The sequence below is a fragment of the Acetobacterium sp. UBA5834 genome, assembly GCF_002435675.1.
In the GTDB taxonomy this organism is placed as follows: Bacteria; Bacillota; Clostridia; order Eubacteriales; family Eubacteriaceae; genus Acetobacterium; species Acetobacterium wieringae.
Window position 1 is genome coordinate 110,024 of sequence record NZ_DJGY01000034.1, and the last position, 14,887, is coordinate 124,910.

At 45.2% G+C, this 14,887-nt stretch carries 15 protein-coding genes; 11 read left to right on the top strand and 4 right to left on the bottom strand.

Going from position 1 to position 14,887, the window contains the following annotated elements:
• The first annotated feature begins 26 nt into the window (after positions 1 to 26).
• Positions 27 to 635 (top strand): CheR family methyltransferase, encoded by a 609-nt coding sequence (locus B3F51_RS07530; protein ID WP_286946401.1) that lies wholly within the window; start codon positions 27 to 29, stop codon positions 633 to 635.
• A gap of 35 nt (positions 636 to 670) precedes the next feature.
• On the opposite strand, the gene B3F51_RS07535 is transcribed toward B3F51_RS07530, so the two are convergent.
• Positions 671 to 1,636: an ATP-binding protein gene (locus B3F51_RS07535; RefSeq protein WP_286946402.1), complete on the bottom strand. Its 966-nt coding sequence runs from the start codon at positions 1,634 to 1,636 to the stop codon at positions 671 to 673.
• Positions 1,623 to 2,651, bottom strand: coding sequence for a DnaD domain protein (locus tag B3F51_RS07540; protein ID WP_070370222.1), 1,029 nt, complete (start codon positions 2,649 to 2,651; stop codon positions 1,623 to 1,625). Before B3F51_RS07540 ends, B3F51_RS07535 begins: the two co-directional genes overlap by 14 nt.
• Before the next feature lie 275 nt (positions 2,652 to 2,926).
• On the opposite strand from B3F51_RS07540, the gene B3F51_RS07545 reads away from it, so the two are divergent.
• From B3F51_RS07545 to B3F51_RS07590, 10 genes are all read left to right on the top strand, one after another.
• Positions 2,927 to 4,204, top strand: a complete 1,278-nt coding sequence (locus tag B3F51_RS07545; RefSeq protein ID WP_148638385.1) for a UDP-N-acetylglucosamine 1-carboxyvinyltransferase — start codon at positions 2,927 to 2,929, stop codon at positions 4,202 to 4,204.
• A gap of 164 nt (positions 4,205 to 4,368) precedes the next feature.
• A complete protein-coding gene (locus tag B3F51_RS07550) occupies positions 4,369 to 5,157 on the top strand; it encodes an MBL fold metallo-hydrolase (RefSeq protein ID WP_286946403.1) in 789 nt (262 codons plus the stop codon).
• Positions 5,158 to 5,186: 29 nt separating this feature from the next.
• Positions 5,187 to 6,290: a S1C family serine protease gene (locus B3F51_RS07555; RefSeq protein WP_286946406.1), complete on the top strand. Its 1,104-nt coding sequence runs from the start codon at positions 5,187 to 5,189 to the stop codon at positions 6,288 to 6,290.
• Between the two features lie 438 nt (positions 6,291 to 6,728).
• On the top strand, positions 6,729 to 7,982 hold the full coding sequence (locus B3F51_RS07560) for an ammonium transporter (RefSeq protein WP_286946407.1): 1,254 nt from the start codon (positions 6,729 to 6,731) through the stop codon (positions 7,980 to 7,982).
• A 71-nt stretch (positions 7,983 to 8,053) separates the two neighbouring features.
• Positions 8,054 to 8,392 (top strand): P-II family nitrogen regulator, encoded by a 339-nt coding sequence (locus B3F51_RS07565; RefSeq protein ID WP_070370217.1) that lies wholly within the window; start codon positions 8,054 to 8,056, stop codon positions 8,390 to 8,392.
• A gap of 475 nt (positions 8,393 to 8,867) precedes the next feature.
• The gene (locus B3F51_RS07570; protein ID WP_070370304.1) at positions 8,868 to 10,124 is read left to right on the top strand and encodes an ammonium transporter; all 1,257 of its coding nucleotides are present in this window, start codon (positions 8,868 to 8,870) and stop codon (positions 10,122 to 10,124) included.
• A gap of 56 nt (positions 10,125 to 10,180) precedes the next feature.
• Positions 10,181 to 10,519: a P-II family nitrogen regulator gene (locus B3F51_RS07575; protein WP_070370216.1), complete on the top strand. Its 339-nt coding sequence runs from the start codon at positions 10,181 to 10,183 to the stop codon at positions 10,517 to 10,519.
• A 192-nt stretch (positions 10,520 to 10,711) separates the two neighbouring features.
• Entirely contained in the window at positions 10,712 to 11,722 is a 1,011-nt protein-coding gene (locus B3F51_RS07580; RefSeq protein ID WP_070370215.1) for a sugar-binding transcriptional regulator, read from the top strand.
• Positions 11,723 to 11,724: 2 nt separating this feature from the next.
• The gene (locus tag B3F51_RS07585; RefSeq protein WP_286946408.1) at positions 11,725 to 12,519 is read left to right on the top strand and encodes an HAD-IIA family hydrolase; all 795 of its coding nucleotides are present in this window, start codon (positions 11,725 to 11,727) and stop codon (positions 12,517 to 12,519) included.
• A gap of 120 nt (positions 12,520 to 12,639) precedes the next feature.
• Positions 12,640 to 12,915 (top strand): HPr family phosphocarrier protein, encoded by a 276-nt coding sequence (locus tag B3F51_RS07590; RefSeq protein ID WP_286946409.1) that lies wholly within the window; start codon positions 12,640 to 12,642, stop codon positions 12,913 to 12,915.
• A gap of 41 nt (positions 12,916 to 12,956) precedes the next feature.
• On the opposite strand, the gene B3F51_RS07595 is transcribed toward B3F51_RS07590, so the two are convergent.
• Entirely contained in the window at positions 12,957 to 13,787 is an 831-nt protein-coding gene (locus B3F51_RS07595) for a homocitrate synthase (RefSeq protein WP_286946410.1), read from the bottom strand.
• A complete protein-coding gene (locus tag B3F51_RS07600) occupies positions 13,765 to 14,742 on the bottom strand; it encodes a homocitrate synthase/isopropylmalate synthase family protein (RefSeq protein WP_286946411.1) in 978 nt (325 codons plus the stop codon). The genes B3F51_RS07595 and B3F51_RS07600 overlap by 23 nt, the downstream gene beginning before the upstream one ends.
• Positions 14,743 to 14,887: the final 145 nt, after the last annotated feature.

The following is a 14,887-nucleotide window of genomic DNA, read 5'->3' on the forward strand; positions in this document are numbered from 1 at the left end:
ACCCAGAAAAAAAGCGGGAGGAATCGATGGCATTTACATATTTTTTTAGAGATTTACATACCTTGGAGCTGATCTGCAACCATGCTATCCCGGAACTTTGGTCGAAGCCGACGATTAAGATCTGGGATGCCGGTTGCGCCATGGGGCCAGAGCCTTACACCCTTGCGATGCTGTTGCGGGAGCGGTTGGACCAGGGTGGTTTTGAAAAGGTGAAGATTCAAGCAACCGATATTGATGGCAGCGACCTGTTTGATCAGATTATTAGACAGGCTGAGTATCCCCGGGAGCAGGTGCAGCGGATTCCTGCTGAAATTTTTGAAAAATACTTTATCAAGGTCGAAAACCGGGATTTTTATCGGCTCAACGATGAGATTCGGGGGGCGGTAAGTTTTCAGAAGCATAACCTGTTGACCCTGAGAAGCATTGGCAATGATTTTGGCCTGATCGTTTGCAAAAATGTTCTGCTGCACTTTAATGAACAGGAACGCATTGATGTGCTACGGATGTTTCATGATTCGCTGATGGATGGGGGCTATCTGGCCATGGAGCAAACGCAAAAGTTGCCAGCCGAATTAGCCGATCAGTTTGAAGCGGTGGTCTCAAATGCCCAAATTTATCAGAAACGCTGCCAATAAAAAGGTGTCCAGAATTAAGATCCGGACACCTTCTTTTATGAACGGCCCCGTCGGGCCTTGAGAATGCGAATGTCTTCTCCCAGAAAGGGAATGGTTTTAAAATGGCCGCAGATTCGGGAGGAAAGTCGTTCGTCATAGAGCTCTTTGATTTTTAGAACCGTCAGATTAGAGGAAATGATCATCTTTTTTTCGGCGTTGAGGCGACTGTCGATCACCTCGTAGAGCTGTTTTTGACTATATTCTGAAGAAAACTCAGCCCCTAAGTCATCGATGATCAAAAGATCACAGAGCAGCAGCGGTTCGTAAATCTCAGTGGAGGTTTTCTTTTCCCGGAACAGTTGATCCTGGATGCTGGCCACCAGGTGGGCGGCGGTGACGTAGACAATCCCGTAGCCTTTTTCGGTGAGTTTATTGACAATGCAATTGGACATAAAGGTTTTGCCGACTCCGGGCGGACCGGTGAAAAGCAGCTGGTCTTCGATGTTTTCAAAATTCTGACAATATTTGAGCATATTCTGTTTAATGCTGAGCGCGTTGGAACGATGACTGGCTGATCCGGAACCAATCGGCTGTTGGGAATAATAGTCAGAGTTAAAGCTCTCAAAGGTTTCCCGCTGAGCCCGGGTTTTTAAATCATAACTGGAAAAACTGAGTTCAGCCAGACATTGGTTCAGGCAGGCACAGATTCCCTCGGGGAGAATCCCTGAGTCACGACAAAGGGAGCAATAATAAGAATGGTTAAGCAGGGCGGCCTTTGCTCCGGCCAGAGTTTTCTTTCTGTCTTCAAGCGCACTCATCTGCTGGCGGATAGCGGCGGTTTTATTGATTTCTTTGGCGATGGTGGCCCGGGTCAGGGCGACTCCCAAGCGGTTGATTTCATTATCCAGTTCAGAAAGCTCGGGAATCTGGTTATAAAGAATGGCTTTTTTCTGTCGCTGTTTAAATTGGTAGGCTTGCTGCTTTTCTTGCAGCAGGGCATAGGCTTCATTATAGGTCTTCATTGTTTATCTCCAGTTCCGGCCATAAATCCTCGGCATAATCAACTTCCATATCCAGGTAAGCCTGTTTTCGGGCATCGCTCATCGGTTCAAGGGACTCTTTATGAGCAAATTTTTGTTTTGGCTTGTCATTTTTGATATCTTCCAGGGTTTTAAAGCCTTGTTCGTGCCAATTCTTCAGAATGCCGTCAATATATTTCATATTGGGTTTGTTGGTGCGGGATAAGGCCTGGACAATGATTTCCATTGAAAAACCATAGTCATTAAACCAGGTATCCATCATCTGCCGCTCAGAAACCATCGGATTTCGCTGGATACCCAGATATTTGAAAATCTGATAATAGGCCGTTCGTTGATGCGCTGAGTTTTTGATATAGGCTTCGGCTTCGATATGATCACGAACCTCAGCCGTATAAAAACTTCTGGCTACGGTTTCCAGATACGAGACGACCTGGGTCGGGGTAAAGGTGCGATCTTTTTTATTGATCATGTTAATGGAATATTCGACAATCAGAATTACCGCTTCCGGAGTAAAATTATAGTCATCCAGCCAGCGCTTAAACAGCAACGTTTCTTTTTTTGTGATCGTCCGGCTTTCGTACATATCCTGGATGGTGGTGTACATCCGTTGAATCCGGTCTTCCATGCTATTGGAAGACTGGATATTTTTAGGTACGGTCGTCTCGGGGATCGCCTCATTTTTATAAAGAATGGTACCGGTGATATTATAAAAACGGACCAGGGCATCCCGGGTGCCGGTGTATTCAATGGCGATGATTTTTTCGGCGGCCCAATAGTCCCAGGCTTTTTTCACATCGGTTTCCAATAGATTCAGATCTTTGGCGATATCTTCGTTGCTGATGGGGGTCAGGCCCTGGTTAAAGCATCGCTTTAAGCCGTAAAGATAGACCTTCACGTAGTCTCCCCGGGCTGTTGGCATATAGTGATTAATAAAAATATTTTCGAGTGGGGTCACACCCAAGTCATCATGGCTGGAAACTAATTCAAAACGATTCATTTGTTACCTCAAGTTATGGATTAATATACTTTCTCACGACTAAAAATCTTTAGTTTTGATAAATAGTGTGTTAAGCTATTATATCACATTGAAAATAATTTGTGAGGAATTCCTGCTTTCATTAAGCTGGGAAAAGAATTCTTAAAGAGTATAAGAAAAACGGCTTTGTTGATAAAAAAACGGCATAAAATCGATACTTTTCTTGATAAAACTGAAACTTATGATATAATAACCAATTGGATATTGCATATACATTTGCACTGAAAGGAATAAATATGGATGCTTTTATTATAGAAGGAGGTAACCCCCTACAAGGCGAGGTTGCGATCTCCGGGGCGAAAAATGCGGTGCTGGGGATTATTCCGGCGGCAGTACTGTGTGCCTGCTCAAGTAAAATAGATAATGTTCCCGATATTAAAGATGTTAACAAAATGATTGTTATTCTGGAAAAACTGGGAGCTGAAATATATAGAGAAAAAGATACCTTAATCATCAATACCGAAAAACCGATCTCTTATGATGTGTCAGACTATGAAGAGGAAACCGGCCAGATGCGGGCCTCTTATTATCTGCTGGGAGCGCTGCTGGGAAGATACCGCAAAGCGATTGTGCCCCTGCCCGGCGGTTGCAACATCGGGGATCGCCCGATTGACCAGCATATCAAAGGCTTTCAGGCCTTGGGTGCAACCGTGGTGATTGAACATGGCCAGGTAAAAATGGAAGCTCCGGAACTGAGAGGAGCCCATATTTTTCTTGATGTTGTCAGCGTTGGCGCCACCATCAATATTATGTTGGCAGCCGTTCGGGCTGATGGCAAAACAATTATCGAAAATGCCGCTAAAGAACCCCACATCGTTGATGTGGCTAACTTTTTGAATTTGATGGGAGCAAACATCAAGGGTGCGGGAACAGACGTTATTAAGATTGTCGGCGTTGAAGAAATGCACGGCTGCGAGTATTCGGTGATCCCGGATCAGATTACCACGGGTACCTATATGATGGCCGCAGCAGCCACCGAAGGGGATATCTTAATTAAAAATGTCATTCCCAAGCATATGGAGGCGATCACGGCTAAGCTCAGCGAAATGGGGGTCATCGTTCTGGAAGAGGACGACGGAATTCGGGTTATTGGAAAACATCCATTAAAGGCAGTCAACGTCAAGACCATGCCTTATCCGGGTTTTCCCACCGATCTACAACAACCGATGGCGGTTTTAATGACGATTGCCCAGGGCACCAGCACCATCACCGAGAGTATTTTTGAAAGCCGGTTCAAATATGTAGATGAATTACGACGGATGGGCGCCAATATTTCCATTAATAGTCGAACCGCCAGTATTACCGGGGTCAAGTCCTTATCTGCCACCAAAATCCGAACCACGGATCTGCGGGCCGGGGCGGCCATGGTGATTGCTGGTTTAATTGCTGATGGCGAAACAAAGATCACTGAAATTGTCCATATTGACCGGGGTTACGAAAATCTTCAGGAAAATCTGCGAAATCTTGGGGCGGTTATTCGTCGGGTTTCCGAGAAAGATCCAGCTTGCCTTTAGAGGTTTTTAGGGGCACGATACGATGACTATCTTAAATCCCGTAAAGTTAGGTTAAGTCAGGTTTAAGCATCATTCGCTAGGATAATCCTAACAATTCAGCTGGTCCTTGGCGCATTTAAATGGAATAATTTTACAAGATATTAAAATGAACAAGGGAGCAAGGATTGAAATTTTGCAGTTTATATAGTGGAAGTTCAGGAAATAGTTTATTTGTCTCAAACAACAGCACCAAAATACTCATTGATGCTGGCCTCAGCGGAAAACGAATCCAGTCTGCCATGGACGCCATTGAAGAAGATCCCCGGGAAATCGGTGGCATCATGGTGACCCATGAACATAGTGATCATATTCATGGGGTTGGGGTCTTGTCCCGGCGTTTTGACCTGCCAATTTATGCCAATGAAAAAACTTGGGCAGCAATGAAAAAGGACTTGGGAAAAATTGCCGAGCATAATGTAAAGATCTTTGATTTTGAAGCGCCTTTTATTATTCAGGATCTTCAAATTGAAGCCTTTAAAACATCTCATGATGCAGCGGATTCAGCCGGTTTTGTCATATCTGACGGCAAAAGCCGGTTGGGAATCGCCACCGACTCGGGGATTATTACGCCAGAAATGCGCAGCGCATTATGCGGCTGTGATCTGGTCGTGCTGGAGTCCAATCATGATGTTTCGATGCTGGAAGCCGGATCGTATCCTTTCTACCTCAAACAACGGATAAAAAGTGATTTTGGTCATCTGTCCAATGAAACAGCCGGAGATCTGGCCTTGGCATTGGTGCAGGAAGGGACCCGTCAACTGGTGCTGGCCCACCTTAGTCAGGAAAATAACTATCCATTGTTGGCCTATGAAACCACTGCCCGGATTCTTACTGCTTCCGGTGTGGTATTGGATGGCGATGTGAAGCTTTCGGTGGCAAAGCGAAGCTGTGCGAGTGAGGCAATTAATCTATAAAGAACTTCAACTAAGATTGAGGTGAAACGATGAACGACGATCTGAAAAAAGAAAAAAAACCGAACTCCCTGATCATCGGAATGATCGGAGCCATTATTGGTGGCGTAATTGTTGGGGTGCTGCTTCTAGGTGTCAACTTTTTCTTCGACAATAATAGTGTGATCCAGGGTGCCAAGAATGAAATTATTGTCAATCAGGGTTCGGCGGACACGGTAGTTGAAGCCATTGCCCAAACCGTGCCACCATCAGTGGTGGGGATTGAAACAACCGGAGTGTCTATGACTGTTTATGGACCTCAGGAGGCGAGTGGCGTGGGTTCGGGATTCATCCTAACCAGTGATGGCTATATTGCGACCAACCAGCATGTGGCCTCGGATGATGTATCGGCATTAAAGGTTTCGCTGGCCGATGGGAATACCTATGATGCCAAACTGGTCTGGTCGGATGCGACCCTGGATATGGCCATTATCAAAATCGATGCCAAGGATTTACCGGTATTGGAATTGGGAGATTCGGATAATGTGGTTGTTGGAGAACTGGCCGTAGCGGTTGGAAATCCTATGGGACTTAATTTTGAGCGAACCGTTACGGCAGGAATCATATCCGCTCTGAATCGGAGCATCCCATTGGAAAACGGGCTGGCAGAAGATCTGATTCAAACCGATGCGTCAATCAATTCAGGAAATAGTGGGGGCCCGTTAGTTAACAAAAACGGCGAGGTAATCGGGATTAATACCTATAAATTAACCACTGGAGAAGGAATGGGCTTTGCCATTCCAATCAATATTTTAAAGCCGATTCTCAATGAAATTGTCGCAACCGGCAAATTTGACTCCACTGTAATGGGTATTACCGCTTATGATCGGGCGATTGCTGATTACTATCTGACTGACAGTGATGTCAATTTTAACGAGGGGATTTATATTGCTTCGGTACAACAGGGTGGTGGTGCTGCCAATGCGGGCCTGGCTGCCGGGGACATCATAAAAGAAATCAATGGCGTTAAAACCAATACAATGCTGAAAATGAAAGAAATTCTCTATGCCGTTAATGCCGGTGATAAGGTCAGCGTCACCTTTGAACGTAATGGGCAAAGTCAGACAAAAGATGTGGTTGTGACGGCGGGACAGTGATGAGAAAACCGTTTGCATTGAAAATTTATGAAAATCACATTGACAGTAGATTTTTATGATGTTATAATCAAAAACATCTTAAGGTAAGTTTAATAGAAGTCAAAGAAGACTAGACTATTATGATAATACTTGGGATTTAAGACGCTTATCAAAGGTGATAACAGAAGTTTCTGTTATCACCTTTTTTTTCAAACAAAATAGGCAAATTAATTTATCAAAGGCGATAACAGTCATGAATGTTGTCGCCTTTTTTTGAAGGATTTGTCTTTGACTATCGTTTGAATGTACATAAGACAATGGATTGCCAGTGAAATAAGAACATTAGGCGAGTTCCAAAAAAAGACTGAAATTATAAATTGCATAAAAAATAGCTAAATGGTTTAAGATTGTCATAATTAAATGATCGAATCAAAATAATTAAGAAAAGAGGAAGTTAAGATGATTAATTCTGGTGATGTCGCATTTGTTCTCATCGGTTCAATGATGGTATTCTTTATGACTCCAGGTCTGGGATTGTTTTATGGTGGGATGGTTCGGCGAAAGAACGTCATTAATACGTTAATGTCAGTATTGTTTTGTTGCGGGCTGGCGACCGTTATGTGGTTTGCTATCGGCTATTCAATCTCATTTGGAGAAGATGTTGGTGGACTGGGTGTTGTCGGAAATTTGAGCAATGCTTTTTTTAGCGGGGTCAGTGCCACAGAAGCTGGACCTTATGCGGCCAATATACCGGGTGCCCTGTTTGCGGTTTTCCAGCTGATGTTTTGTATTATTACACCAGCTATTCTGGTGGGGGCCTTAGAAGGCCGAATGAAATTTTCAGCGATGTTTGTTTTTATTGCCTTCTGGCTGTTGCTTGTCTATTATCCACTGGCCCATATGGTATGGGGCTTAGGCGGTTTTATCGCCGGATTGGGAGCGGTCGATTTTGCCGGCGGAAATGTTATTCACATTAGTTCCGGAGTTTCTGGTTTGATTGCCTGTATCATCCTTGGTAAAAGAAAAGGTTATGGTATTTTAGCGTATCATCCGCATAACATTCCAATGGTTTTCACCGGGGGCGCGATTCTTTGGGTTGGTTGGTTCGCCTTCAATGGGGCATCAGCGCTGGCCGCTAATGGATTGGCGGTTCAGGCGATGGGTAATACAATGATCGCATCGGCTGCTGCAATGTTAAGCTGGATGCTGATGGAATCAATTCTTTATAAAAAAGTGACGGTTCTGGGGGCGGTGACTGGTGCTGTTATCGGTTTGGTGGCCATTACTCCGGGTTCAGGATTTGTACCATTTGGTGCGGCACTGGTGATTGGCGCTCTGGTTAGCCCCATCTGCTTATTTTTTATGACCAAGGTCAAACAGAAGTTTGGCTATGATGATTCACTGGATGCCTTTGGTTGCCACGGAATTGGCGGAATCTGGGGTGGTATAGCGACTGGTCTGTTTGCTCAGTCAGCCATAAACCCGATTGCGCAGTGGGACGGTTTGTTTTTCGGGGCAACCGAATTATTTGTGGCACAATTGATGGCCGTAGGAATTTCTGTTATCTATTCAGCTGCGATGACCACAGTCATAATGCTGGTGCTTAAAAAAGTCATGACTATCCGTGTTTCGCCGGAGGCAGAGGCATTGGGTCTGGATATCAGCGAACACAGCGAACAAGGTTACCCGGCTTTCTCGGGAATTGATCAATAGAACGATATTGAAATGTGGTTGAGGAGTCATGCCATCATGGCTTCGCAATCAGTAAAGAAAGGAAAAAACTTATGAAACTGATTGAAGCAATTATCCGTCCGGAAAAGTTGGAACCTTTAAAGGACGCATTTTTAGAAGCAAAGGTCAATGGTATGAACGTCCGTCAGATACTCGGATGCGGGAACCAATTTGGATGGGTAGCCCATAATCGGGGAACCTCGGTCATGATGAATATGCTACCTAAAATCGAAATAAAGATTGTGGTTGCCGATGATAAGGTTGAGGAAACTGTCCAACTGATTATGGATACTGTCCGAACTGGTGAAATTGGTGATGGTAAAATTTTTATCAAACCGGTGGAGGAGTGTATTCGGATTCGAACCGGAGAGCGGGGCGATATTGCACTTTAAAAGTTAGTGATTGAGGACTGAGACGATTATATTTAAATATAATCGTCTTTTTTTTGTGGCGTATTTTAAATAACTGTCAGCTTTGTGATTCTTGAAATTCTAGGATTGACTCCCGGGATGACTAATGCTATAATTCGACTTGCTGAGTCGGAAATGGGTCAGCTAAAATTAAATAGTAGCATCAACCTTAAATAATAGCGAAAAGGTTCAGTCGATTGTCAATGAAGAGGATCGACCCAGCGATGAACCGGATCTGAATTGCGATGATCAAAGGCGATAACAGTTTTTTTGTTGTCGTCTTTTTTTGCGTTGAGCGTCTGAATTACTGATTTATCAGATAATTCAATCAACTTATCAAAGGCGATAAGCATAGCGGCCGGCCATACGTGCAGGTTTTAAAGTGGGTTGATCAGATAATCACTGAACCCGATTCAGTGATTGGCATAAATAACGAAAAAAGAGAATTATGGAGGAAATTATGATTAATTCAGGAGATGTAACATTTATTCTGATTTGTACCATGCTGGTTTTTTTTATGACCCCAGGACTGGCACTATTCTATGCCGGGATGGTGCGACGGAAAAATGTGCTTAATACGATCATGTCAGTGGTGTTTTGCTGCGGACTGGCAACGGTGATGTGGTATATGGTGGGATATTCCCTGGCTTTTGGTCCGGATTTTGGCGGGTTTGGTGTGATTGGTGATTTAAGCAATGTGTTTTTCAGGGGCATCAGTGCATCGGCGCCAGGCCCCTATGCGGGTAGTATCCCGGGTCAGCTATTTGCTATTTTTCAACTGGTATTCTGTATGGTTACGCCAGCGATTGTGGTCGGTTCGCTGTCGGGAAGAATGCGGTTTTCGGCATTGTTTATTTTTGTAACGTTTTGGATGCTGCTGGTTTATTATCCAATGGCTCATATGGTTTGGGGTCAGGGTGGTTTGATTGCCGGTTTCGGTGCGGTTGATTTTGCCGGCGGTTTTGTCATCGAAATAAGTTCGGGGATTTCTGGCCTGGTGGCTTGTATTATTTTGGGATCCCGAAAAGGATATGGCATTAAGTCCTATCATCCCCATAATATTCCGCTGTTTGTCATCGGTGGGGCGATTTTATGGGTTGGCTGGTTTGCCTTTAATGGCGGTTCTGCCCTGGCTGCCAACGGTTTAGCGGTTCACGCAGTGGTGACCACCCTGCTGGCATCGGCAGCAGCGATGCTAACCTGGATGCTGGTTGAAATGGTCGCTTATAAAAAAGTGACGGTCATGGGTGCCATTACCGGTTCGATCGTCGGCTTGGTTTCCATTACGCCCGGAGCTGGTTTTGTACCGACCGAAGCGGCTTTGTTTATCGGCGCTGTGGTGAGTCCAATCTGCTTTTTCTTTTTAACAAAGGTGAAGGTTAAATTCGGCTATGATGATACCCTGGATGCGTTTGGTTGTCATGGTATCAGTGGGATCTGGGGGGTTATTGCCACCGGGCTGTTTGCTCAGACAGCCATCAATCCGGTAGCACAATGGAATGGGTTGTTCTTTGGTGACACCCAGTTATTTGTGGCTCAGCTGATTGCGCTGCTGATTGCGGTGCTTTATTCGGGAACAATGACGGCAGTGATTATGCTAATCCTCAAAAAGGTCATGGCAATCCGGGTCGCTCCCGAAGCCGAAGCCCTGGGTCTGGATATCAGTGAACATAGTGAAGAAGGTTATCCCGCTTTTTCTGGAATTGACCAATAGTGGCTGATCGACTAAAATACCAGAAGACAGTAATTCTAAAACGAAAGGATAAAGAAATGAAACAGATCGAAGCGATTATTCGTCCGGAAAAGCTGGAACCGCTCAAGGATGCTTTTTTGGCAGCAAAGGTCAATGGCATGAATATCCGGCAAGTACTGGGATGTGGTAACCAGTATGGTTGGGTAGCTCATAACCGTGGCACCTCGGTAATGATGAACATGATTCCCAAAATTGAAATAAAAATTGTAGTAGCTGACGACAAGGTTGAAGAAATAATTCAGTTGATTATGAGTGTGGTGCGAACCGGGGAAATTGGCGATGGCAAAATCTTTATTAAGTCAGTCGAGGAATGTATCCGGATTAGAACCGGAGAACGAGGCGATATCGCATTGTAAAAAATGGGGTCTAATCGTTTTAATGAAGCTCTCTATATTTGCATTGGTAAATATGGGGGGCTCTTTTATGTTTGCTCGTTTACAAAAACAAATGAAAGGATTGACATTTTCATCGATAATACTATAATTAAGGAATAGTTGCAAAATTTCAGAAATGAATATAAAAAAAAGTACAGATAGCGAGGTGAGGGAATGAAAAAAGTAGTGGATGATGAACGTCTGATGGTGAAAATCTGTGAGATGTACTATAACCAGGATATCAATCAAAAGTTGATTGCCAAAGAGTTGGGTCTTTCCCGTCCAACGGTGTCCCGGATTCTTCAGAACGCCAAGGAGCGAGGGATTGTCAAAATTATTATCGATCCTATTTTTGGTAACAACTATGTGGATCTGGAAAAAAAGCTGGAGAGTCGCTATGGCTTGAAAGAAGTTTTCATTGTGGATATGAAACAGGACAGCCGGGATCAGAAGGATGAGTTGGCTAAAGCGACTGCCAATTATCTCGAGCGGTTAATTAAAGATGATACGATTATCGGGGTTTCGATGGGTTCTTCCATTGGCCAGATCTATCGTTTTATTTCAAAGGGAACCTCAAAGCGGGTGACCTTCATTCCCCTCATCGGTGGGATCGGACATCTGGGTATGGAGCTGCACTCCAATACCATTGTCGAAGCTTTGGCAAAGGCTTTTGGCGGCGTTTCTTATTTGCTCCACGCCCCGGCCCGAGTGTCTGGAATCAAGATCAAAGAAGAATTAATGAAGGAGCCGGATATTAAGCGGATCATTAAAATGGGCGATGGCCTGGACGTAGCGGTGGTTGGGATCGGCGTGCCCAATCGCGGATCGGCGATTATGTCTACCGGCTATTACGATGAAAAAGACATGGAAACCATGCGCAAAAAAAATGTGGTGGGTGATGTCTGTATGCAATTTTTTGATATCAATGGCAGCACTGAAGCGTTTGAGTCTGATAATTGTGTGATTGGGGTTGACATCAAGAAACTTCGGCGGGTTCCCCATTCCATTGGTGTTGCCAGTGGTTCTGAAAAAGCCCGGGCGATCCAGGGGGCCATCAAAGGCGGTTTCATTAATGTCCTGGTTACTGACGTGGAGTGCGGAAAAAAATTGCTGGAATTCGATGACGTTTTTGAACACGTGGAAAAAATTGGATTCGGGACTCCAGAAATAAAGAGGGCCGACTGAAAATGATATTGTCAAAAGAGGAAGCCTTAAGAGATGTTAAATTATTTGCTCTGGATATGGATGGAACATTTTATCTGGGCAACGGTTTAATTGATGGGGCACTGGATTTTATCGAAGCGCTCAGAAGCCATCAAAAAGATTTTATTTTTATCACCAATAATTCATCCCGGGGATCCAGCTTTTATCAGGAGAAACTAAAAAAAATGGGCTGCTTTGTGGAAGTCGACCAGATTATTACCTCCGGGGATGTGACCATAAACTATTTAAAAACCTATTATCCCGGACAATCGGTCTATCTGATGGGCACGCCGCTATTGGAGGAGAGCTTCCGGGAACATGGCATCAACCTGGTCCAGGAGCAGCCAGATGTGGCAGTCGCCAGCTTTGATACCACCCTGACCTACGAAAAGCTCAAAAAAATCTGCACCTTTATTAACAATGGCGCAGTCTTTTTATCCACCCATCTGGATTTGGTCTGTCCCACCGAAACTGGTTTTATCCCCGATTGCGGTTCGATGTGTGCTTTAATTACCAAATCCACCGGAGTGGAACCAAAATATTTAGGTAAGCCCTTTCCCGAAACCATGGAGATGATTTTAGCCATTACCGGGCATAAAAAAGAGGACGTGGCCTTTGTCGGCGATCGTATCTATACCGATGTGGCCACTGGCGTCAATAACGGCGGTAAGGGTTTTCTGGTGCTGACTGGAGAGACAAAAATGGCGGATGTCGCGAATTCAGCAGTGGTTCCGGATTGTGTTTTTGACTCGCTGAAAGAAATGATCAACTATCTATAAGCCTGTTTATTTTAGTCAAAAAGGGGAAGATAATAAGAAGACGAATCGAACATGTTGATGACGGGAACGAATAAATGAATAAACGGAAAGGAATGAAAGATTCATTAACAGGTAAGAAGTATGCATAGCAAAACAGTTACGATTATTAATCCCAGCGGTTTACACGCCCGGCCAGCGGCGGAGTTTTGTCAGAAGGCCGGAGAATTCAGAGCAGATATCCGCATTAAAAAACTGGGCGACGATCCCAAAGAGGGTGATGCCAAATCGCTCTTGAGTATTATGGCTACGGGGATTGGGCAGGGCGATGTGGTTGAAATTTTTGCCACCGGTGAAGATGAAATGCTGGCCGTGGAAACCCTGGTGGCACTCGTCGGCAGTGGTTTTGGTGAATTGTAATTATTATAAGACGTAAAAAAAAACACCGTGAGGTGTTTTTTTTAGTGGGCGGATATTCGATCAGGTATACGCCCCGGGTTATTTTTGTAAATAATCGATTTTAGATCGGCTTGACGCCACTGCAGTTCGTCCAGGTTGATACCGAAGTCCAGTTGACCCTGGGTGGCAATCAGCAGATGTTCCAAATTGCAGTTGCCGGCCCGCTCACCGATGCCGAAGAGGGTGGTATCGGCATATTTGGCGCCGGAGCGGAGTCCCTGGATGGAGTTGGGCACGGCCATGCCCAGGTCGTTGTGCATGTGTACCTCAATGTCGATGTTGTCGGGAATCCGGCTGATCGTTGCCTTGCAGAGGCTGGGCGACATGATCCCCACGGTATCGGAGAAACGCAGGGTGGTAGCTCCCAGATCCCGGGCGGTTTCAATCAGTAAAACGACGAAATCCCAATCGGCCCGGGAGGCATCCTCCAAACCGATGGTTAGTTCTCTTTTCTCATCGTGGATAGCCGCGGCGCAGGCACTTAGGGTTTCCAGCACCCGGCCTCGGGTGGTGCGCAGCTTCTCGCGAATCAGCAGATCTGAAGCCGGGACACAAACATGAATAATGTCGGCGCCGCAGCCGATGGACTGGCTGATATCAGAGCGGTTCATCCGGTTCCAACCAATAATCTGCGCTTTCTGACAGGCCAGCTTGATTTTTTCAAAGGCCCGGCATTCCTCTCTGCCCATGGCCGGGGTACCGGCTTCAATCCGGGCAACCCCCAGGGTATCCAGAGCTTTGGCGATGGTGATTTTTTCGCGGATCGAAAAGGCCATTCCGGGGCTTTGCTCGCCGTCTCTTAAGGTCGTATCAACAATATATCTGTTTGTCATTTTGCACCTCTCTGGCAAGGGTTCGCAGTTCCCGATCGGACAGATTTCGGCCTAATTTAGTGCAGTGGGATTTTAAGTGTTTTAGAATGCTATGGGCGGCTGACTCAGATAATTGCGAATCGTTTAGTTTATACAACAGGCTTTGGCGGCCGGAGTGTTTGCCCAGGACAATTTCTCGCTGGTTACCAACGCTTTGGGGACTAAAGGGTTCATAGGTATTGGGGTTTTTTAATACCCCATCCACATGAATACCGGATTCGACCTTGAAAATATCGGTTCCGATGATCGCCTTCATTTTGCCAACCGGCTGGCCGGACAGTTTTTCATAAAGGTCACGCAGCTCACTTAAAACCGATAAGTCACCGGTAAACAAATCAGGTTGACTTAGTTTTAGCCCCATCAGCACTTCTTCCAGCGGTGGGAAGTTATGATGGTTGGCAAAACCGCAGCTGATACTCTGCCCGCCAGCCAATAGCCATTCCAGAGCGATGGCAGTGGCACAATGGTGGTGATTGCCGGGGCAGAGATCCAGAGTTTCAATGCCGCTGTCTAGCAGGGCCTTAAAAACTTCTGAATAATCCCGGGTCATCAGGTCTTCTAATCCGGTAATCCGGATTTTTTGATGGTGACAGGAATGTAATTTGCCAACGGGAATATTTTTTTCCACCAGCTCATTTGGCTCCAGTTTCCAGAGGGCTTTCGGTTCTTTCGTCCCTGGGCCAGCCGAAGCGAGCGATTCGGGAAGAATCCGGGTCAGAAAAAAACGTCGCTGCCCCAACCATTGTTTTAAACCGGCAGCAGTGACCGGAAAATTAAGCCGGTCAACCAGCTCCGGGGTCAATTCGATTTTGGTGACGCCACAGGTAAATAGCAGGTCACAGAAATGGTTAAGATCCTGGCTGGTCATCCCGGACGTATTAAAGGTTGTCAAGGTTCGATCAATAATAGTAACCATTTGTGTACCCCGCTTTCGTTTGTTTTAATTTAAAATTGATTCTGCCAATGTTAGGGCAGCATCAATTGGTGTAGTATAAAATAAAAGATTAGCCCAGTACCGACAATTGTTATATCATGTTGTGTGCCTCAAGGCGAACAGTTGC